Source organism: Comamonas sp. C11, from assembly GCF_024496285.1.
GTDB lineage: Bacteria > Pseudomonadota > Gammaproteobacteria > Burkholderiales > Burkholderiaceae_C > Comamonas > Comamonas testosteroni_F.
On the sequence record NZ_CP101743.1, the window covers coordinates 788,704 to 808,981 of the forward strand.

Below are 20,278 nucleotides of genomic sequence, written 5' to 3' on the forward strand. Positions count from 1 at the left end.
TTCGGCGCTAGCCCAGACAGGGTAATCGGTGACAGCTCTATTTTGAGGAGCAAGGCAAGCCGCAGCCATCAACGCGGCCATGTTCGTAGCAGCACGGCCTGGGGCTGGCCTTTGGCCCTGCTCTTGCTGGCTATGGTGCTGCTGTGGGCGTTGTGCTCGGGCCAGTTTGCGCTCGCGCCGGCACAGCTGGCCGAAGCATTGTGGGCTCGGGCCACGGGGGCGGCTTCGCCGCTGCCGCCAGCGGCCGAAACCGTGCTCTGGAATATCAGGCTGCCGCGCATCGCAGCCGGCATGGCGGTCGGTGCGATGCTGGCTGCAGCCGGTGCGGCCTACCAGGGCATGTTTCGCAACCCGCTGGTATCGCCTGACATTCTGGGCGTTTCGGCCGGTGCCGGCCTGGGCGCCGTCGTCGCCATCTATCTGGGCCTGTCGATGTTTGCCGTGCAGTGGCTAGCCTTTGGCGGCGGACTGGTCGCCGTGGCTGTCGTGGTGCTCATCAGCGCCTGCGTGCGCAGGCACGATCCGGTGCTGGTGTTGGTACTGGCCGGTATTGCGCTGGGCGCTTTGCTGGGTGCCGGCATCGCCCTGATCAAGACCCTGGCAGACCCGAACACCCAGCTGCCGTCCATCACCTTCTGGCTCATGGGCGGACTGTCGGCCGTGACGCTGCAGGAAGTGGCCGCCACGGCACCCGTGATGCTGGCGGCCTTGCTGCCTTTGCTGCTGCTGCGCTGGCGCATCAATCTGCTGGCTCTGCCCGATGAGGAAGCGCGGGCTCTGGGCGTGCCGGTCGGGCGGCTGCGCCTGGTGCTGGTGGTTAGCGCCACGTTGGGCACGGCGGCGGCCGTGTCGCTGGCCGGCATCATCGGCTGGGTCGGACTGGTGGTTCCGCATGTGGCGCGCCTGCTGGTCGGTCCTGATTTCGTGCGCCTGCTGCCGGCTTCGGCCCTGCTGGGCGCGGGCTTTGTGGTGGCAGCCGATACGCTGGCCCGCACCATGGCGCGTATCGAGCTGCCGCTGGGCATTCTGACGGCCCTGGTCGGTGCACCATTCTTTCTGTATCTGCTGGCCCGCACGGGTCGCCGTGAAGGAGATGCCTGATGGCGGTGCTGGACTTGCAGGGTCTGAGCACCGGCCATGGCCGCAGCGTGGTCAGCGAATCCGTGGATCTGTCGATTGCTACGGGCGAGGTGCTGTGTCTGCTCGGCCCCAACGGCTGTGGCAAGACCACGCTGTTTCGCACGGTGCTGGGCCTGCTGCCGCCGCTGGCGGGTCGGGTGCTGGTGCAGGGCCAGCCGGTACAGCACTGGCCGCGCGCGGAGTTTGCGCGCCGCGTCGGCTATGTGCCTCAGGCCCAGGCCGGGGTGTTTGCCTTCGAGGCGCTGGACATGGTGCTCATGGGCCGCGCTGCGCGCCTGCCCCTGCTGGCCAGACCCTCCGGCGCAGACCGTGCCATGGCACTGGCCTGCATGGAACGGCTGCAGATCGCCCATCTGGCCGCACGCCGCTACACCGAGCTCAGCGGCGGCGAGCGGCAGTTGGTGCTGATTGCACGCGCGCTGGCGCAGGAGCCGGCGCTGCTGGTCATGGACGAGCCCACGGCCAGCCTGGACTTCGGTAACCAGATTCGCGTGCTGGAGCAGATCGAGGCGCTGAGCGCCCAGGGCATGGCCATGCTGTTGTCCACCCACCAGCCCGAGCATGGCTTGCGTGTGGCCAGCCGGATCGCCCTGCTGGGCCATGGGCGGCTGCTGGGCGTGGGCGAGCCGCGCGCCGTGGCCATGCCCGCAGCGCTGGCTGAGCTCTATGGTGTCAGCGAGGCGGCGATTGCCGCCCATCTATCGGGCGGCCGCTGAAGCGGTCAGCGCAACGCGGCGCTGGAGGCAAAGAAGGCCGGGTGCTCGCTGATGTCCTGGGCGGCCAGCCGCAATTGCAGCGCCTGCTCGGGCTGGCGCTGTTGTATGCGCCGGGCCAGGGCTTGCAGCAGCGGCACGGCCCTGGCGGGAGCGCTGGGCAGTTGCTGCAGTCTCTGCAGCGCGCTGCGCACACCGCGCAAGCTGCTTTCGGACAGGAGTACATCCGCCTGCAACTGGTGCAGGATCAGCACGGCCTTGCCCACCCGCAGCGCGGCCAGACCGCAGTCGGCCGCGTCCTGCACTGCGGGGGCGCTGACTTTTTCGGAGGCGCGCACCAGGCGCAGCAGGCGGTGGTAGAGGCGGGCGCGCCACACGCGCACGTCGCGGGCGTGCACGGGGGCGGAGGCCATGTCCTGCAGCTCATGAACCATCATGGCGCGCAGGCCGTTGAGCCTGCCTTGCGCGGTGACGGGCAGGATGAAGCGATAGGCGGCCCAGCCGGCCAGCGGGCCGGTGACGATGGCAAAAGCCATGGACAGCGAGTGGCCCACATCGAGCTGATAGGGGAAATGCGGCGACAGCGCCAGCAGGATCACCATATTGCAGTCAAAGCCGTACAGCGTGGTGCGGCGGTGGCTGAGAAGCAGGGCGCCAAGGAAGATGAAGGGCAGCATCATCAGCACCATCTGCAACTGGCTGTTGGCAAACGGCCAGGCAAACCACTGGCAGGCCAGCGCCACGCCCGCGCCCATGGCCTGGCCCAGAATCACAAAGCGCATGGTGAAGGCCGGGTTCTCGAACGAGGAGAACACGGTGATCATCACCGACAGGCCCAGCAACATATAGGCGCCGCCATGCCAGCCAGTGAGTACCCAGATCAGGCCGACCAGAAAGATGGAGCTGAAGGCCCGCAGCATGGCCCTGCGCGCACCCACCCAGTCGCTGTGCAGGACCACGGGCAACTGGCGTGCGCGATGGTGGGCCGGCAGAGTCAGGTCGCTGGCGGCCACGAAATGGGCCTGCAGGGCCAGGCCGATATTGCCCAGGATTTCCTCGGCATGACCCCAGCCCGCTGCGGCGCTGCGGGCCGTGGCGATGGCGTCGATGGCGGCCAGCGGGGCGGGCTGGGTTTCCAGCAGCTTGGCGGCCTGCTCCAGTGCAGCCGTCATGGCCTGGGCTTGGTCGGGCGAGAACTCGGGAGTGATGGTCTTGCCCGTGCTGTCGCGCAGCCAGAGCAGGGCCGAGATCTGGGTATTGATCAGGCGGCGCAGCGCCCGCACGGCGCGGCGCGAGCGCTGCGAGCCGGCGGCATGCGGGTCCAGTCCTTCCTCGATGGCAGCCATCACGGCCAGTCGCTCGGCCAGGTCCCTGGGGCTGAGGGCGCTATGCCCGCTGGCCGTGGCCTGTGTCGCATCGGCGATATCGCGCAGCAGACGCGCGCAGAGTCGTCGTACCCTGCCGTCGCCGGGGATTTCGGCGCCCACGGGCGTGAACAGCCAGCCCACGACGAGGGCGGCGGCCACGCCGGTCAGCGCCGTGAACAAACGATCCCAGCCCAGCGCGTAGACATGGGTGGGGTTGCCGTTGTCCAGCAAGGCCACCATGGAGGCCGAATAGCCGGCCAGCATGGTGCCGTAGGAGGCAAAGCTGCGCTGCAGATTGCCCAGGCCCGCGCATATGCCTATCCACACCGCCAGCCCCGTGACCAGCCAGAGCAGATCGCCATTGGCCACCAGTACCAGCACCACGCCGGCGGCCGTGCCGGCCAGCGTGCCCGTGGTGCGGAAAAAGCTTTTCTCCAGCAACTGGCCGCGCAGCGGCTGGGAGGCGGCCCAGACCGTCATGCCCGCCCATTGCGGGTGTTCCAGCCCCAGGGCCCAGGCGGCGAACACGGCAATGCAGGCTGCAAAAGCCGTGCGCAGATGCTGGCGCAGGCGGGCGCTGTCAAAGCCCCATCGCGTGGCGCTCTCCAGCAGGCGGTCGTAGGCAGCCACGCTCATGCGCGCTCCTCGGTGTCGGGCTGGGCCTGGGCTGAGTGCTGCTCGTGCATCTGCTCGATGCGGGCGCGAATCTTGTTGACGCCGTCCAGCATGGCTTCGACCTCGGAGTCCTCAAGGTCCTGCAACAGACTGAGCTCGGCCTCCAGCATGGTGGCGCGGACATGGTCCACGGCGCGATTGCCTTCGGCCGTGAGAAAGATGCGCTTGCTGCGGCGGTCGGCCGCATCGGCGCGGCGCTCCACCCAGCCCTTGCCTTCGAGAATGTCCAGCAGGCGCACCAGGCTGGAGCCGTCCAGGCCCACGCGCTCGGCCAGCTCCTTTTGCGTCACGCCGTCACCCCAGGCGCGCAGATGCAGAAGCGGCGTCCAGGTGGCGTCGGTCAGGCCGCTGGCGGCCAGCTGTTCTTCGACAAAACGCCGCCATTGGCGGGTCAGGGTGACCATGAGAAAGCCCAGGCGGTCGCGGGAGGGAGCATCGGCAAAAGACATGGCCAAATTTTGATGCTTGCTCAATTAATTTGCAATTCAAACTAATTGAGTCTGCATTTATAGCAAGGGTATTCCCTTGTATTTATGCAGCAAAAAAAGAGAGCGACAAGCGCTCTCTTTCAAAGGGTTTCAGACCTGTAGATGTTCTAGTTCTAATCCAGTCAGGCGCAAGCCGCTATCAAAACAGTGTTGGAATCCAGAGGTTCAATGCCAGGCCGGCGATCAGCAGCCAGGCAAACAGCGCCAGGGCCAGAATCAGCGGCCGGGTGCCCGCAGCACGCACGGCGCGGATATGGGTGGTCAGGCCCAGAGCGGCCATGGCCAGGGCCAGCAGCGCGTTGTCGAGTTGAATGCCAACGCTGACCACTTCCTTGGGCAGCACGCCCAGGGAGTTGACGCCGGCCATGGCCACGAAGCCCACGGCAAACCAGGGAATGGTGATCCGGTTGCCGGGCTGGCCGTCGTTCACGCCCAGGGCCCGTTCGCTGCGTGTCAGCCACATGGACAGCACCAGCAGGAAGGGCGCCAGCATCATCACGCGCACCATCTTGGCGATCACGGCCGTATCGGCGGCCTGGCTGCCTATGGCCTCGCCGGCGGCCACGACCTGGGCCACCTCATGCACGGTGGAGCCGACGAAAACGCCGTACTGCTGCATGCTGGTGTCTATCCAGCCGTACTCGGCATTCCAGTGGAACAGCGCCGGGTAGAGAAAAGTGCCTATGGTGCCGAACACCACCACGGTTGCCACGGCCACGGCCACGTCCTCGGCGCGCCCCTTGACCACGGGCTCGGTGGCCAGCACGGCGGCCGCGCCGCAGATGGAAGCGCCGGCTCCCACCAGCATGGTGGTGCGCTTGTCCATGCCCAGCAGTTTCTGGCCTATCCACTGCGCCAGCAAAAAGGTGCTGGACAGCACCAGTGCATCGATCACCACGCCGGCCATGCCGACCTGGCCGATGTCCTGGAAGGTCAGGCGCAGACCGTAGAGCACGATGCCGGTGCGCAGCAGGCGGGCCTTGGTGAAGGCGATGCCGCTGGCGCACTGGCTGGCGATGGCGGGATAGACGGTGTTGCCGACCAGCAGGCCGATGATGATGGCCAGCGTCAGCGCGCTCAGTCCGTTGTTCCTGATGGCCGGAAACTGCGCGGCCCAGGTGGCCACGGCAGCGATGGCGCCCGCCAGCAGCAGGCCCGGAATCATCCCGCCGGTCTTGTGCATCCAGCCTTGCGAGGGTGCGGAGTTTTTCAGTGTTGTAGTGTTCATCGTGACCTTTCGCAGCAGGCAAGACAACAGGTCTGATTGCCGGCATGGAGGTCACTTTAGATTTCTTGGTTATATTTGTATAACTAATAGTATTTGTAAGATCAACCTATAAAACAGGTAGATTGGGCTTTCTGGCTCCTGCAAATCGACTCAATCATTGATTGGATGAGCCGATGCTGGAGGGGCTGGTTGCCCGTTTTCGGCTGGGGGCAGGGGCTACTGGCTAGCCTGCTGTTGTCGATACGAATATACGAATCATCGTCATGCTGCATCTCACCTTGCGTCAGTTCGAGATCTTCTGCGCCGTGGCTCAAAGCGGGACCACGGTGGCTGCCGCAGAGGCCGTAGCGCTCTCGCAGTCGGCCACCAGTGCCGCGCTGCAGCAGCTGGAACAAGGCCTGGGCGTGCAACTGTTCGAGCGCGTGGGCAAGCGCCTGGTGCTCAACGATGCCGGCCGCGCGCTGCTGCCCCAGGCCCTGAGCGTGCTGGAGCAGGCAAGAGGCATAGAACAGACGTTTTCCGCGCGTGCGGCCAATATGCCGGTGCGCCTGCGTGTGGCTGCCAGCACCACCATCGGCACCTATGCGCTGCCCGAAGTGCTGGCGCGGCTGGCACGCTCGCATCCGCTGGTGCGCGTGGACCTGCAGATCGCCAACACCCAGGAAGTGGGCGAAGCCGTGCTGGCCATGGAGGTCGACATGGGCCTGATCGAGGGCAGCAGCCACTGGCAGGGGCTGGAGGTCGAGCCCTGGCTGCGCGATGAACTGGTCATCGTGGCATCGCCGCAGGACCCGCTGGCCGAGCAGGCGCGCAGCAAGCCGCTGGGCGTGGCAGCGCTGCGCAAGGCGGCATGGCTGCTGCGCGAGGCGGGCTCGGGCACGCGCGAGATGGTCGAGCATGCGCTGCTGCCGCATCTGCACCAGCTGCCTGCAAGCGCCACTCTGGGCAGTTCCGAGGCGATTGCACGCTGTGTCGAGCAGGGGCTGGGCATCAGCTGTCTGTCGCGCGTGCTGGTGCAGTCACAGCTGCAGGCTCGGGCGCTCGAAATTCTGCCCACCACGCTGCCGCGAATGTGGCGCAACTTCTCTCTGGTGCAGCGCGCCGGCAAGCGCCGCTCGCCCGCGCTGCAGGCCTTTGTCGACGCCTGCAAGGCCGGCGGGCAGCCGCCGCCCGATCCGTCCGCGGCTCAAGCGCCAAGCACGCTGTAGCGCTTGAATGACAGTCGCAGGCAGCTATGGTTTTCTTGACAATGATTTTGCTTGCGGCGGCGGTTTTTGCCCCTATATTGGATAGACAAGTCGGGCGTGGGTTGTACAGCGCCGGCTTTCACAAGCAGGGAGGAACACCATGAAAACCATCGATGAAATGCTGCACCTGGACCTGCTCACTCATGAACAGCATCTGCAGATCAGCCACTGGATCGACGATGCGCAGTCCCCCGAAGCCATCTTGCAGATGCCCGCCGGGCTCTGGCAGGCCGTGGAGCGCGCCAGCCAGGCCATGGGCGTGAATGAGGATTTGCTGCGCCCGCCGGCGCTGGACGCTGGCGGCCTGATTTTCAGTCAGTAGGTCGCGGGGCCTGGCCTTGAGTCAAAACTGCCTCAAACGCAGGCTGCACAAGCGCAGCCTGCTCTGATTTCTATTTCAACGGGATAGCCGTGCCCTGGGGCACGGCCACGGCGGTGACGCTGTTCTGAGGCGAGCCCTCGATCACCCGGTCCGAGTAGGTCATATAGATCAGGGCATTGCGCTTGGCATCGACCATGCGCACCACACGCAGGCGCTTGAACAGCAGCGAGGTGCGCTCGGTAAACACTTCTTCCTGCTGCCTGAGCGGCGCGGGGAACTGGATACTGCCCGTGGCCTGGCAGTCGATAGACGCCTCCGAGCGATCCTCGGCCAGACCAAGGCCGCCCTTGATGCCGCCGGTCTTGGCGCGCGAGACATAGCAGGTCACGCCCGGCACCTTGGGGTCGTCATAGGCATCGACCACGATCTTGTGATCCGGGCCAATCCACTTGAAGACGGTATCCACGGCGCCGATCTGTTCGGCATGGCTCATGCCGACAAAGGCCATGGTTCCTACGGTGGCGGCCCCAAGGGCCAGAACGGCGGAGAGCAATTTCATGGTGGTACGCATAGGTTGTCTAGGGTTAACCCTTGGATTCTGGCAGGGCATTGTGCCTCGGACGTGAGACCGGAAGCCGGCCTGAAGACAATACCGGCTGCTGCAGAGCTTTCTGTATTGCATCACGGTTTGCCCCGACCTGCTGGCGGGCGCCGGCAGCTGAGACGCTGCCACAGGCATGACACAGCGCATGTCGGACTTCCGAACTCCCTCTTTGATCAGCGACGGCCCCTCGGGCGGTGGCTCCATGCAAGCGCCGCATCCGCCGGATGTGGCTTTATCTATGTCGGTGAACGTTTCCGCGCCCGGTCTGAGCGCTTCCTCCCTTTTGTTGATGGCACTGGCCTGCGGCCTGTGTGCAGGCGGCAATTATTTCAACCAGCCGCTGCTGCACTCGATTGCGGCTCACTTCTTGGTCGGCGAGTCGGCGGCCGCGACCAGCGTGACACTGGCCCAGGTGGCCTATGCGGCAGGCCTGCTGCTGCTGGCCCCTCTGGGCGACAAGCTGCAGCGCCGCGGCCTGGCGGTGAGCCTGATGCTGCTGGCGGCCCTGGGGCAGGCGCTGTGCGGCCTGGCGGGCCAGTTCGATCTGTTTCTGCTGGGCACGCTGATGGCGGGCCTGTTCTCGGTTGCGGCCCAGGTGCTGGTGCCCATGGCGGCGGCACTGGCCCAGCCGGGGCAAAGCGGGCGGGCCGTGGGCTGGGTGATGAGCGGTCTGCTGCTGGGTATCTTGCTGGCTCGCAGCGTGGCCGGCATGGTCTCTGAGGCCTGGGGCTGGCAGGCCGTCTACCAGGGCGCTGCGCTGGTGATGGCCGTGGTGGCGCTGTGGCTGTGGAAGGCGCTGCCGGCATCGCGCAACCCCAGCCCTGTCAGTTATCCACAGGTGCTGAGAAGCATGTGGCATCTGCTGCGCAGCCAGCCGGGTCTGCGCCAGCGTACCCTGGTCAGCGCGCTGGCGTTTGCCTCGGTCAGCGTGCTGTTCTCGACCATGGCGCTGCAGTTGTCCAGCGGTCCCCTGGGCCTGGATGATGGGCAGATCGGTTTGATCGGTCTGGCCGGCGCGGCGGGTGCCCTGGTGGCCACGCAGGCGGGGCGGCTGGTGGACAAGGGTCTTGGGCGCGTGAGCTGCGCCATCGGGGCGCTGGCCCTGCTGCTATCCTGGCCCCTGCTGTGGGTGGGCGGAGCACATCTGGGCTGGTTCGTGCTGGGCATGGTGGTGATCGATCTGGGCCTGCAATGCCTGAACATCACCAACCAGGCCACGGTGGCCCAGTTGCTGCCCGCGGCGCGCGGCCGCATGAATGCCGTCTATATGACGGGATATTTCACGGGCGCGGCGGCGGGCTCGGCACTGGGGACTCTCGCCTGGCGCATCGACGGCTGGCAAGGTGCCTGCGTGCTGGGCCTGGCCCTGGCGCTGCTGGCCTGCCTGGGCACATTCAGGATGCGCAAGACCCACAGGCTTGTGGCCGCTTAAAGATCCCAGCGCAGGGAAGCGCTAAAGGTTCTCTGCGGATAGGGATGGAAGTTCCAGTACCTGGCATTGTTGGCGTTGTCTATGCCAAAGGCTGCCGATAGCTGTCTGTCGATCTGATAGCGGGCCCGCAGATCGACGCTGAAATACTGGCTGGCACCCATATAGGTGTCGGCATGCACATCGCTGTTGTCCAGATTCGAGTACTGGCGCCCGCTGTAGCGCGCGGCCACCGTCAGGGCCCAGCGTTCATCGGGCTTGTAGGTGGCCCAGGCCGTGGCACGCCAGCGCGGCACGCGCGGCTGCCATTTACCCACGCTGGCCGGATTGGCGGCATTGGCCGTGATGCGCGAATTGGCCCAGGTCAGGCTGCCGCCCAGGTCCAGCCCCCGAATCCACACCGATTGCGCCGAGTAAGCCAGCTCCAGCCCCGAGGTCCTGACCTGATCCACGTTCTGCACCGCAGAGATGGTTGTGCCGGCAATCAGCTGGCTGTAAAGCGCATCACGCGTGCGCTCGTGGAACCAGGTGGCGCGCAGCAAACCATTGCCCAGGTCTTGCTCGGCCGTCAGCTCGCCCGTCCAGGACTTTTCGGGTTTCAGATTCGGGTCGTTGATGAAGGACAGCGCGCCGCCAGAGGTCGCGCCATACAGCTCGCCCACCGTGGGAAAGCGCACGGCACGGCCCAGCGATGCCTTGAGCATGGTGCTGCGGGCCAGCTGATAGGCCAGCGCGGCCTTGGGCGAGAAATGCGATTCGCTGCGCTGGGCGTAACTCAGCTGGCTGCTGGCCGTGGCGGTGTGGCCCTGGCTGGCCGTCCAGTCCTCCCAGCGCAGGCCCAGCACGGCCTTCCAGTCTCTGGCCAGCTGCCAGCTGTCCTGTGCCCAGGCATAGCGGGTCTCGGCCCTGCCGCCGACCTGGCTGACGATGGACTGCTCGTTGGCCGGGCCGGACTGCCAGTCGCCGAGCACGTTGTATTTGCCGATGTTGAGCTTGTAGGCATCGCGGCCCAGGCCGAAGTCCACGATATGTGTGCCTTTCATTCCCTGCGGCCGCCATGTGCCCTTGGCGGCCAGCGTGTTCCAGCCCGTGCCGTCCTGATCCTGCAGCGTGCCCTTGCCGCCCAGATTGGCAGCCGGCTGGGCCACGATGGGCACGCGCTGCTGATCCTTGCCGTAGTCATAGAGACTGGCGCTGAGCTCCCAGTCGAGCTCGCCCTGGGTATGGCTTTTGAGCGAGACGCCATGCATGGTGTGGGTCTGCTGGTCCTGGCTCAGTCCGAATGCGGTGTCTGCCAGCTTGTAGGTCTTGCCGTCGATATTGATATTGCCGCTGTAAACCGGCTGGCCGTCCGGCCCGCGCAGATAGGTCTCGGAGCTGCCTCGGGCGCTGTTCTGCCACCAGCCCAGCGTGTAGCTGGCGCGCAGCGTGGGCGTGATGTCATAGGCCAGCTTGATCTTGGCGTGATCCTGCCTGGTACGGTACTGCGTGCCCGCACCCAGGATGTACCAGGGCTGGTTGGTGGTGCTGAGCCCGGCGATTGCGCCAGTCACGCGCGTGCCGGCACCGCCCGCCACGCCGGCGGACTGCAGCACGGTGGGGAAGGTCATGGGCTGGCCCTGGCTGTCGCTGCGGCTCAGATTGATCCAGTACGACCAGTCGCCGCTTCTGCTGCCTATGGAAGCGCTGGTATTCCAGCTGCGGTAATGGCCGCTGCTGCCCAGCACGCCGGCGCTCTGGTGGGCATAGCCCGCCGCCACATGGGCTTCGAGCTTGTCGGGCATGCGCGTCACATAGTCCACCACGGCGCCGGCGGAATTGCCGGGGTAGGCGGCCGAGAACGGGCCGTACATGACGTCGACGCGTTCGATCTCCTCGGGCGTCACCAGGCCCCAGCGCGGTGCGTAGTTGCTGCCGTTGGCAATGCCGTTGCCCAGATAGTTGGACAGCAGAATGCCGTCGGCATAGACGGCCGAGCGCGCGCTATTGCCCGTGCCCGAAGCCCGCGTGGAGAGGATGGCGTGGTTGTAGTCGCCGATATAGCGCTTGCGCACCAGCAGGCTGGGCAGATATTTCAGGGCATCTTCGCTGTCGGTGGCATTGATGCGGGTCTCTATCTCCTCGCGCGTGATGCCTTCGATGGTGGTCGGAATCTGCGTGGGCAGCGAGCTGGGCTGGCCGCCGTTGACGGTGACCACGCCCAGGGTCCGGCTGCGCTCGGGCAGATCGCTGGATTCGGTGGCAGTCTGGGCCAGGCACGGCCAGGCGATGCCACCGACCACGAGTGGCAGAAAAATCTTGTTCATGGATGCTTACCTCGGGACATGCGGCAAGCCGCGATGTCCTGCAAAACGAATGGCGGCCAGCGCATGTCAGTGCTGCGCCGGAGCCGGGAAACGTTCAGAGATAAGCGCCGGGCGGTCCGCGCGCAGGCAGGGGCGCGGCGGTAAGGGAGGCGATGCGTGCGCGCTGCACAGGCTGCAGTGCATGCCACAGCGGCGACTGGGTAGGGGGCGGCAGCTGCAGCGCGGGCGGAGGCGGTGCTGCATGGGGCAGGCACATGGGGCAATCGAGGTGGCCCGCACCCAGGGCACTGCCGCCGTCTTCGCCCTTGACGATCAGCTTGACCGCGCCGGTGCTGGTGCAGATCAGCTCAAGCCCCTGAGATTGGATCAGTGGAGCGGCCGCCGCCACTCCCATGGACAGTGCCATCCATGCCAGCACGCACCGGCCCAGCAGGCAGGTGGCTATGCGGCGAAGCTGTTGCAAGGTCATGGGGTGGGCGCTGCTGATATGCGTGCGCATCATACGTCGTCTGCCGCCTCAGACCATGCGTGAAAACCGCCGCCCAAGCCCTGCTGCAGGTGCAAAGTGCTGTGACTTCAATGACAAAACCCGGCGCAAGGCCGGGTCGGTATGGAGGTGCCGAGGGTTCATGCACGGCTCCTGGGCTGGAACATGGGCACTTGCTCAAGCGAGAGATGGCAGGCAAGAGCCTGGCCGGCCGCGCCGCCTCGCGGCGAGGCCCTCGTCCCCCTCAGGGGGAAGGCGCGTCAGCGCCTCAGGGGGTCACTGTCCATTCACATGCTTGCGCAGATGCTCCAGAGCTTCTTCCACCTGATCCACCAGCACCAGGCACAGGTCGCCTGGCTGCAGGCGGGCCAGGGCATGGTCGATGGCGAGGAACTCGCCATGGATCTCTGTGCTGTAGCTGGTGCGCGGCGCGCCTTCCAGGCCCTTTTTCAGCAGGGCCAGCACTTCGCCATCCACGCGGCCACGTTGGCAGGCGTCCTGATAAAGCACCACATCATCGAACACCTTGCCCAGAATCTGGGTCTGTTCGGTGATGTCCTGGTCGCGGCGATCGCCGGCGCCCGAGATCACCACGCTGCGGCGCTTGGCAGGCATGGCTTCCACGGCCTGGGACAGCGCGCGAATGGCGTCCGGGTTGTGGCCGTAGTCGGCAATGATGGTGGCGCCCTTGTAATCCATCACGTTGAAGCGGGCAGGGGCGTTGTCGCTGTCGTTGAGGAAGCCGGCCAGACCGCGGCGGATGGTCTGCCAGGGCAGGCCGGCCGCCCAGGCGGCGCCGATGGAGGCCATGACGTTTTCCACCTGGAAGGTGATGGTGCCGTTGCGGGTCAGCGGAATGTCGCGCAGCGCGATGCTCTCGCGCCAGGAACCTTCTGCAGCCACGATGGCGTCGCCATCGACATAGACCACGCGGCTGCCCTGGGCACGGTGCGTGGCCATGACGGGGTGGTGGCGGTCTGCGGCAAAGAAGATGACCTTGCCGGGGCAGACATGGGCCATGGCCGCGACCAGCGGATCGGCGGCGTTGAGCACGGCATAGCCCGTGGGAGCCACGTTCTGCACGATGACGCGCTTGAGCACGCCGACATCTTCCTTGGTGGTGATGAAGTTCAGACCCAGATGGTCGCCTTCGCCCACATTGGTGACCACGGCGACCTGGCAGCGGTCAAAGCCCAGGCCTTCGCGCAAGATGCCGCCGCGTGCGCATTCCAGCACGGCTGCATCGGTCTCGGGGTGGGCGAGGGCGTTGCGCGCACTCTTGGGGCCGGAGCAGTCGCCGCTGTCGATCTGGCGGCCGTTGACGTACACGCCATCGGTGTTGGTCATGGCAGTGCGCCAGCCATGCGAGGTGAACAGATGGGCGATCACGCGCGTGGTCGTGGTCTTGCCGTTGGTTCCGGTGACGGCGACCAGGGGGATGCGGCCGTCATCACCGGGCGCGAACAGCTCGTCCACCATGGGCACGCCCACATTGCGGGGACGGCCGAAGGAGGGCGCCAGGTGCATGCGCAGGCCTGGAGCGGCGTTGACTTCCACAATGCCGCCACTTTGCTCTTCCAGGGGCTTGAGCATGGTTTCGCAGACCACGTCCACACCGCAGATATGCAGGCCTATGGTCTGTGCGGCCTCGATGGCGCGGGCGGCGATTTCGGGGTGCACGTCATCGGTCACGTCGGTGGCGCTGCCGCCGGTGGACAGATTGGCGTTGTTGCGCAGCACCACGCGCTGGCCCTGGGCGGGCACGCTGTCAGGCGTCAGGCCTTCGCTGGCGATGCGCGCGATGGCGATATCGTCCAGACGCACCTTGGTCAGCGCCGTGCCGTGGCCCGAGCCGCGGCGGGGGTCCTGGTTGACGATGTCCACCAGCTCGCGGATGGTGTGCTGGCCGTCGCCCAGGACCTGGGGGGGCTCGCGGCGAGCGGCTGCCACCAGCTGGCCGCCAACGACCAACAGGCGGAAGTCGTGACCGGGCAGAAAGCGCTCGACCATGATTTCATCGCCGAACTCTCTGGCAGTCTTGAAGGCGGCCTCCAGCCCTTCGCGGGTGGTGATGTTCACCACCACGCCCTTGCCCTGGTTGCCGTCCTGGGGTTTGACCACCACGGGAAGTCCCACTTCCTGGGCCACGGCCCAGGCGTCTTCCACGTCGGTGACGGGGCGGCCCATGGGCACGGGCACACCGGCTGCATGCAGCAGGCGCTTGGTCAGGTCCTTGTCCTGCGCAATGGATTCGGCCACGGCGCTGGTGGAGTCCAGCTCGGCGGCCTGAAAACGGCGCGCGCGCGAGCCCCAGCCCAGCTGTACCAGCGAGCCGGTGGTCAGGCGACGGAAGGGAATGCCGCGCGCTACGGCGGCATCGACGATGGCGCCGGTCGAGGGGCCGATGCGGTCGTCCTCGTCCAGCTCGCGCAGCTCGGCAATCGTTGCGTCGGCATCGAAGGCGGTGTCCTTCAGTGCGGCCTGAATCAGGGCTTCGGCACGCTCCATGGCCAGCTTGCCCACGGATTCCTCGGTGTACTCGACCACCACCTGGAAAGTGCCGTGATCCACGGTCTCATGGGTGCGGCTGAAGGTGACTGGGCAGCCTGCCTGGGCCTGCAGCGAAAGGGCGGCGACTTCCAGCACATGGGCCAGCGACAGGCGCTGGTCTGCGCCGTGCGGCTGCAGCGTGCCGATGGTGGGGAAACGCGCACGCAGCTTTTCTTCAAAGCCGGGCATGGCGGTGTACAGCAGCTCGCTGTCTTCGCAGTGCACGATGGCTTCGATGGCGGTGCTGCGGGTCCAGAGGTTGGGGCCGCGCAAGGCTCGGGTGCGAGTGATCTGCATAGTGTTTCTTTCAGCTGGATTTCAAGCTATTTCTTGGTTTGACGCTTATCTGATAAGCGTCAGCAGCTATATCTGTTGAAGCGTTTATGAGGCAATCAGGCCTGGTATTCAAAGGTCTTGATGCCGGCGCCGATCAGCTCGGGCGTGATGTCCAGGGCCCAGGCGGTGGCAATCGCAGCCAGCAGTGCCGAGGTGTCGGGGCGCTTGCCGCCGGCCAGGGACAGGGCATCGAGCGTGCCCAGCACGCGTTCCTGGGTGCCGGTGGCCAGCACCACGCTGTTGCCCTTGATGAAGACGGCGCGGCCGCCTTCGTGACGGGCTTCGGTGTTGGCGCGGTGGGCGGCGACAAATTCGTTGTCGGCGCTGGTGGCGTACAGAATGACTTCGCCGTCGCAGAGCTCGGCCAGATCGGCCACCTCGGGCAGGTCGGCGTTGAGCACGCCTGCACCGTCGTCCAGCACCACGTCGATCTGGGTGCGCATCACGCGGCGCATCTGGCCGGGCTCCAGCACATCGTGATCGGCCAGTTGCTCGTAGCCGTCCATGTCGGTGACCACGCCGACCAGGCAGCGGTCATAGGCCAGGCCTTCTTCCAGAATGGAACGGGCCGTGGTCTGGATGACGGCGGCTTCGGCCAGACGGTTGGTCAGCAGGCGATGGGCACCGGCCCAGTTGGCGGTATTGGTCTTTTGTGTCTGGCGATTGGCGAGGAACATGCCTTCGCCGCTGGCCACGCCGGTCAGCTTGCCCGACAGCTGCAGCAGCCAGCCGACCAGGCGCGAGATGAAGGCGTTGTTGCGTGTGCCCACAATGCCGACCACGGGGATGCGACCGGCGCCGGCACCGTCTTCGCGGGGGAAGAGATGGTCGGCAATGGCCATGCCCACGGGGCGCGGTGCGCCGCTGGTGGGCTTGAGGTGCATCAACAGGCCGGGGCCGGCGTTGACTTCCAGAATCGCTCCCTGGCCCTGCATGGGCTTGGAGACATCCTTGAGGATCATGTCCATGCCGGCAATGTCCAGGCCGACGATCTTGGCGGCCAGCACGGCGTAGTAAGCCACGTCGGGGTGCACGTCGTCCAGGCAGTCGATGGCCATATTGCCATTGCGCTGCAGCAGCACGCCCTGACCCTGGGGAATCACGCTGTCGGGCGTCACATGCTGGCGATTGAGTTCCAGCTTGACGGCGCCGGCTTCCAGATTGATCCAGTCCAGCGGGTATTCCTGCTCGGGACCGCGGCGCGGGTCCTGGTTCAGCACTTCCACCAGCTCGCGCAGCGTGGCATTGCCGTTGCCGTAGACGGAAACCGTCTCGCCCTTGGTCGCTGCCACCACCTTGCCGCCCACGACCAGCAGGCGGTGCTCGACGCCGTCGATGAATTTTTCGACGATCACGTCCGAGCCTTCGGGCTGGGCCAGTGCAAACGCGGCCTTGATGTCCGCTTCCTTGGACAGCTCCAGGGTCACGCCACGGGCATGGTTGCCGTCCGAGGGCTTGACGGTGACGGGAAAGCCGATGTCCTGCGCCACTTCCCAGGCTTCCTCGGGGCTGGCCACGATCTGGCCTTCGGGCACGGGAACGCCGCAGGCGGCCAGCAGGCGCTTGGTGAAGTCCTTGTCCTGGGCAATGCCTTCGGCGATGGCGCTGGTCTGGTCGGACTCTGCCGTCCAGATGCGGCGCTGCGCCGCGCCATAGCCCAGCTGCACCAGATTGCCGTCGTTCAGGCGGATATGGGGGATGCGGCGCTCGCTGGCGGCATCGACGATGCAACCGGTCGAGGGGCCCAGGTAGCGGTCGTTGATGGCCGTCTTGATGGCATGCACGGCGGGCTTGAGGTCGAACGCCTCGTCATTGATGGCCGCCATCAGCAGCTTGTGCCCGTATTCCAGCGCCACGCGGGCCACGGCCTCTTCGGGGCAGCGGAACACCATGCGGTACACGCCGCGCCTGGATATTTCTCGGGTCTGACCGAACTCGGCGGGCATGCCGGCCAGGTTCAGCAGCTCGATGATCACATGTTCCAGCACATGGCCCATCCAGGTGCCGCCTTCCAGGCGCTGGATGAAGCCACCGCGCTCGCCGACGCCGCAGGTGTGCTCGATCAGGTCGGGCAGCCAGCTGGTCAGGCGCTCGTTGAGGCCGGGAATCTTGTTGGACGGATAGTCTTCCAGCTCTCCCAGATCCAGCCAGACCTCCAGTACCGGGCGGTAGGTCCAGACACTGGGGCCACGCAGGAAAGTTGTGCGCAAGAGTTGGATGTCGTTGAATTTCGCCATGTTGATCAGCGGATAGGAATGAGGAGAGCAGGTTTTCTTAAACTCCTGCCCCTGATAGGTTGGCATTGTGCGCCCAGAATCTGCATTGTGAAGCTTGTCAGCCTAAATGCAGGTTCGCGCGTTAACCAGGGTATATCGGACGTCAGGCGCAGCCATATTCACCATGCCGATGCGGTTGCCCGCATGACTCTTGGAGCCGCCATCGGCGGAGAAAAATAACTCAACATGCAACATCACCATACTGTGGACGCCTCGGCAGTCTTTGCCGGCCCCCTGGGGGGCGAGCTGCGAGCCAGGCTCGCTGAACATGAAAACGTATTAGCCGTCGTCCCGGTTGACCTGAGTGCGGATTTGCAGTTCGGCAGCGGCCTGCTGGCCCTGACCCAGGAGCGTTTGCTGGCCTGCGATCCCGAGACCCGGCAGTGGCGTGAATGGGCTCTGGCGGTAGATCAAAGCCTGCGCCTGCAGGATCATGGCGGTGTGGGCAACCTGGAACTGCATGACAGGAGCGCGCGTCTTGCGCAGTGGCTGATCACGCTGAAGCACCAGACCTCCATGCTGCAGCTGATGCAGCAGTTCGACCGCCAGCGCGAGCGCATCGCCCGTCAGGAGGTCTATAGCGCGGTCAGCGATGAGGATGTGGCGCATTGCCCGGTCTGCCACTCGGTGCTGCCGCCCGATACCGAAGAATGCCCGGCCTGCGCACGCCAGCAGGCGCCCCAGACCTCCACCTGGGTGCTGCTGCGCCTGTGGCGTTTTGCCAAACCCTATCAGGGCCAGCTGCTGCTGGGCTTCTTGCTGACCCTGGCCACCACGGCGGCCCAGTTGGTGGCGCCTTATCTGACCATCCCGCTGATGGACAAGATCCTGATTCCATTCCAGAACGGTGAAAAAATCGACCGGGATCTGGTTTTCTTCTATCTGGGCATGCTGCTGCTGTCGGCGCTGCTGGCCTGGGCATTGGGCTGGGGGCGTACTTTCGTGCTGGCCAAGGTGTCCGAGCGCATAGGCTCCAATCTGCGCACCACCACTTACAACCACTTGCTGAACCTGTCGGTGGATTACTACGGCAGCAAGCGCACGGGGGATCTGATGGCGCGTATCGGTGCCGAAACCGATCGCATCAATCTGTTTCTGTCGCTCAACGCACTTGATTTTGCGACCGATGTGCTGATGATCGTGATGACATCGGCCATCTTGTTCTCCATCAATCCCTGGCTGGCGCTGGTCACGCTGGTGCCGCTGCCCTTCATTGCCTGGATGATCCATACCGTGCGCGACCGCCTGCGCACGGGCTTCGAGAAGATAGACCGCGTCTGGTCCGAGGTGACCAATGTGCTGGCCGACACCATTCCCGGTATCCGCGTGGTCAAGGCCTTCGCCCAGGAAAAGCGTGAAGCCGACCGCTTTGCCGACGCCAACCTGATCAATCTGCAGGCCAACGACAAGGTCAACAAGACCTGGTCGCTGTTTACCCCCACGGTGACGTTGCTGACCGAGGTCGGCATTCTGGTGGTCTGGGGCTTCGGCATCTATCTGGTGGCCGGCGGCTCCATCACGGTCGGTGTGCTGACCGCCTTCATCGCCTATATCGGCCGCTTCTATACCCGCCTGGATTCGATGAGCCGCATTGTCTCGGTCACGCAGAAGGCGGCGGCCGGTGCCAAGCGCATCTTCGATATCCTCGACCATGTCAGCAATGTGCCCGAGCCCAGCAACCCCGTGAAGCTGCCCGGCAAGGCCAAGGGCGCCATCACCATGGAGGATGTGGGCTTTCGCTACGGCAGCCGTGCCGTCATCAAGCATCTGAACCTGGAGATCAAGCCCGGCGAGATGATCGGCCTGGTCGGTCACAGCGGCTCGGGCAAGAGCACCCTGGTGAATCTGATCTGCCGCTTCTACGACGTCTCCGAGGGCTCCATCCAGCTCGATGGCGTGGACGTGCGCCGCATGTCCGTGTCCGACTACCGCAGCAATATCGGCCTGGTGCTGCAGGAGCCCTTTTTGTTCTTCGGCACGATCGCCGAGAACATTGCCTATGGCAAGCCCGACGCCACGCGCGAGGAAATCGTGGCTGCAGCGCGTGCCGCCCATGCCCACGAGTTCATCCTGCGCCTGCCCCACGGCTATGACTCCCTGGTCGGCGAGCGCGGCCAGGGACTGTCGGGTGGCGAGCGCCAGCGCATCTCCATCGCGCGTGCGCTGCTGATCGATCCGCGCATCCTGATCCTCGACGAAGCCACCTCGGCCGTGGATACCGAGACCGAAAAGGAGATCCAGAAGGCGCTGGACAATCTGGTCCAGGGGCGCACCACGATCGCCATTGCCCACCGTCTGTCCACCTTGCGCAAGGCCGACCGTCTGGTGGTCATGGATCGTGGCGAGATCGTCGAAGTGGGCCCGCACGACGAGCTGATGGACCTCAAGGGCCATTACTTCCGTCTGTACGACGCGCAGGCGCGCCGTGCCGAAGAGGATGCGCAAGCGGCCGGCCTGAAGTTGCAGACCAAGGAACCCCAATGATCGAAGCTCCCCAATCCAATCTGAACGGCATGCAGCTGGTGCGCAACGCCCATGGCCGTCTGGTGCTGACACTGGGCAACGGCCTGGTCTACGAAGCGGTGGTTCCCGTGCGTGCATTTCCCATCGCGGCGCCTGCCGAAGGGCTGTCGCTGATCGCCGCCGATGGCAAGGAAGCGTTGTGGGTGGCCCGCATGGCCGACCTGCAGCCCGAGCATCGTCAGCTGATCGAGCAGGACCTGGCAGTGCGGGAGTTCGTGCCGACCATAGAGCGCATCCTCAAGGTCTCCAGCTTTTCCACTCCCAGCACCTGGGATCTGCAGACGGATCGCGGTGCTACGCAGATGGTGCTCAAGGCCGAGGAAGACATCCGCAAGCTGGCCGGGCGTACCAGGCTGCAGATCACGGGCCAGGATGGCGTGCAATACCGGATTCCCGACAGCGGCAAGCTGGACCGGCATTCGCGCAAGCTGCTGGAGCGTTTTCTGTAAGCCGCGCAGCACAACGATTTCGAGGGTCTCGTATGAACGCGAGGCCCTTTTTTGTATCAAATTGCGCAGCGGTGCTTGATATATATAGACTAATAGCTATCAAAACAGGATTGAAAATAATCCTACAGTTTTCTCAAG

The 20,278-nt window shown here is 65.3% G+C and carries 15 protein-coding genes; 7 read left to right on the top strand and 8 right to left on the bottom strand.

What is annotated here, in order from left to right; genetic code table 11:
- Positions 1–132: 132 nt before the first annotated feature.
- Together NOX35_RS03535 and NOX35_RS03540 are read left to right on the top strand one after the other, a co-directional pair.
- A complete protein-coding gene (locus tag NOX35_RS03535) occupies positions 133–1,101 on the top strand; it encodes an iron ABC transporter permease (protein ID WP_256496881.1) in 969 nt (322 codons plus the stop codon).
- A complete protein-coding gene (locus NOX35_RS03540) occupies positions 1,101–1,856 on the top strand; it encodes an ABC transporter ATP-binding protein (protein ID WP_182285620.1) in 756 nt (251 codons plus the stop codon). The genes NOX35_RS03535 and NOX35_RS03540 overlap by 1 nt, the downstream gene beginning before the upstream one ends.
- A gap of 5 nt (positions 1,857–1,861) precedes the next feature.
- Here the strand turns inward: NOX35_RS03540 and NOX35_RS03545 are convergent, their stop codons facing one another.
- From NOX35_RS03545 to NOX35_RS03555, 3 genes are all read right to left on the bottom strand, one after another.
- Complete coding sequence (locus tag NOX35_RS03545) at positions 1,862–3,856, bottom strand: FUSC family protein (protein WP_256495746.1); 1,995 nt, start codon at positions 3,854–3,856, stop codon at positions 1,862–1,864.
- Positions 3,853–4,344, bottom strand: coding sequence for a MarR family winged helix-turn-helix transcriptional regulator (locus NOX35_RS03550; protein ID WP_256495748.1), 492 nt, complete (start codon positions 4,342–4,344; stop codon positions 3,853–3,855). Before NOX35_RS03550 ends, NOX35_RS03545 begins: the two co-directional genes overlap by 4 nt.
- A 178-nt stretch (positions 4,345–4,522) precedes the next feature.
- A complete protein-coding gene (locus NOX35_RS03555; RefSeq protein ID WP_182285623.1) occupies positions 4,523–5,611 on the bottom strand; it encodes a YeiH family protein in 1,089 nt (362 codons plus the stop codon).
- A 263-nt stretch (positions 5,612–5,874) separates the two neighbouring features.
- On the opposite strand from NOX35_RS03555, the gene NOX35_RS03560 reads away from it, so the two are divergent.
- A complete protein-coding gene (locus tag NOX35_RS03560; RefSeq protein WP_182285624.1) occupies positions 5,875–6,819 on the top strand; it encodes a LysR family transcriptional regulator in 945 nt (314 codons plus the stop codon).
- A gap of 139 nt (positions 6,820–6,958) precedes the next feature.
- Positions 6,959–7,180, top strand: a complete 222-nt coding sequence (locus NOX35_RS03565; RefSeq protein WP_034357313.1) for a hypothetical protein — start codon at positions 6,959–6,961, stop codon at positions 7,178–7,180.
- Positions 7,181–7,250: 70 nt separating this feature from the next.
- Here the strand turns inward: NOX35_RS03565 and NOX35_RS03570 are convergent, their stop codons facing one another.
- Positions 7,251–7,751, bottom strand: coding sequence for a CreA family protein (locus tag NOX35_RS03570; protein ID WP_256495752.1), 501 nt, complete (start codon positions 7,749–7,751; stop codon positions 7,251–7,253).
- A gap of 271 nt (positions 7,752–8,022) precedes the next feature.
- On the opposite strand from NOX35_RS03570, the gene NOX35_RS03575 reads away from it, so the two are divergent.
- A complete protein-coding gene (locus NOX35_RS03575; protein WP_256496882.1) occupies positions 8,023–9,216 on the top strand; it encodes an MFS transporter in 1,194 nt (397 codons plus the stop codon).
- Here the strand turns inward: NOX35_RS03575 and NOX35_RS03580 are convergent.
- The 4 genes from NOX35_RS03580 to cphA (NOX35_RS03595) form a co-directional block, all read right to left on the bottom strand.
- On the bottom strand, positions 9,213–11,519 hold the full coding sequence (locus tag NOX35_RS03580; RefSeq protein WP_256495753.1) for a TonB-dependent receptor: 2,307 nt from the start codon (positions 11,517–11,519) through the stop codon (positions 9,213–9,215). The genes NOX35_RS03575 and NOX35_RS03580 overlap by 4 nt on opposite strands.
- A 94-nt stretch (positions 11,520–11,613) precedes the next feature.
- Positions 11,614–11,988, bottom strand: a complete 375-nt coding sequence (locus NOX35_RS03585) for a DUF2946 family protein (RefSeq protein WP_182287094.1) — start codon at positions 11,986–11,988, stop codon at positions 11,614–11,616.
- A gap of 294 nt (positions 11,989–12,282) precedes the next feature.
- Positions 12,283–14,853, bottom strand: coding sequence for a cyanophycin synthetase (cphA, locus tag NOX35_RS03590; RefSeq protein WP_182285628.1), 2,571 nt, complete (start codon positions 14,851–14,853; stop codon positions 12,283–12,285).
- Positions 14,854–14,948: 95 nt separating this feature from the next.
- Positions 14,949–17,129 (bottom strand): cyanophycin synthetase, encoded by a 2,181-nt coding sequence (gene cphA, locus NOX35_RS03595; RefSeq protein ID WP_182285629.1) that lies wholly within the window; start codon positions 17,127–17,129, stop codon positions 14,949–14,951.
- A 225-nt stretch (positions 17,130–17,354) separates the two neighbouring features.
- On the opposite strand from cphA (NOX35_RS03595), the gene NOX35_RS03600 reads away from it, so the two are divergent.
- Together NOX35_RS03600 and NOX35_RS03605 are read left to right on the top strand one after the other, a co-directional pair.
- The gene (locus tag NOX35_RS03600; protein ID WP_182285630.1) at positions 17,355–19,652 is read left to right on the top strand and encodes an ABC transporter ATP-binding protein; all 2,298 of its coding nucleotides are present in this window, start codon (positions 17,355–17,357) and stop codon (positions 19,650–19,652) included.
- Positions 19,649–20,140 carry a DUF1854 domain-containing protein gene (locus NOX35_RS03605; RefSeq protein WP_182285631.1) on the top strand — a complete coding sequence of 164 codons (492 nt, stop codon included), beginning with the start codon at positions 19,649–19,651 and terminating at the stop codon, positions 20,138–20,140. Before NOX35_RS03600 ends, NOX35_RS03605 begins: the two co-directional genes overlap by 4 nt.
- The last annotated feature ends 138 nt before the right edge of the window (positions 20,141–20,278 follow it).

Bases quoted from the DNA above. Each gene is read 5' to 3' on its own strand.
- NOX35_RS03535 (WP_256496881.1), top strand. From the start codon at position 133: ATGGTGCTGCTGTGGGCGTTGTGCTCGGGCCAGTTTGCGCTCGCGCCG.
- NOX35_RS03540 (WP_182285620.1), top strand. From the start codon at position 1,101: ATGGCGGTGCTGGACTTGCAGGGTCTGAGCACCGGCCATGGCCGCAGC.
- NOX35_RS03545 (WP_256495746.1), bottom strand. From the start codon at position 3,856: ATGAGCGTGGCTGCCTACGACCGCCTGCTGGAGAGCGCCACGCGATGG.
- NOX35_RS03550 (WP_256495748.1), bottom strand. From the start codon at position 4,344: ATGTCTTTTGCCGATGCTCCCTCCCGCGACCGCCTGGGCTTTCTCATG.
- NOX35_RS03555 (WP_182285623.1), bottom strand. From the start codon at position 5,611: ATGAACACTACAACACTGAAAAACTCCGCACCCTCGCAAGGCTGGATG.
- NOX35_RS03560 (WP_182285624.1), top strand. From the start codon at position 5,875: ATGCTGCATCTCACCTTGCGTCAGTTCGAGATCTTCTGCGCCGTGGCT.
- NOX35_RS03565 (WP_034357313.1), top strand. From the start codon at position 6,959: ATGAAAACCATCGATGAAATGCTGCACCTGGACCTGCTCACTCATGAA.
- NOX35_RS03570 (WP_256495752.1), bottom strand. From the start codon at position 7,751: ATGCGTACCACCATGAAATTGCTCTCCGCCGTTCTGGCCCTTGGGGCC.
- NOX35_RS03575 (WP_256496882.1), top strand. From the start codon at position 8,023: ATGTCGGTGAACGTTTCCGCGCCCGGTCTGAGCGCTTCCTCCCTTTTG.
- NOX35_RS03580 (WP_256495753.1), bottom strand. From the start codon at position 11,519: ATGAACAAGATTTTTCTGCCACTCGTGGTCGGTGGCATCGCCTGGCCG.
- NOX35_RS03585 (WP_182287094.1), bottom strand. From the start codon at position 11,988: ATGACCTTGCAACAGCTTCGCCGCATAGCCACCTGCCTGCTGGGCCGG.
- cphA (WP_182285628.1), bottom strand. From the start codon at position 14,853: ATGCAGATCACTCGCACCCGAGCCTTGCGCGGCCCCAACCTCTGGACC.
- cphA (WP_182285629.1), bottom strand. From the start codon at position 17,129: ATGGCGAAATTCAACGACATCCAACTCTTGCGCACAACTTTCCTGCGT.
- NOX35_RS03600 (WP_182285630.1), top strand. From the start codon at position 17,355: ATGCAACATCACCATACTGTGGACGCCTCGGCAGTCTTTGCCGGCCCC.
- NOX35_RS03605 (WP_182285631.1), top strand. From the start codon at position 19,649: ATGATCGAAGCTCCCCAATCCAATCTGAACGGCATGCAGCTGGTGCGC.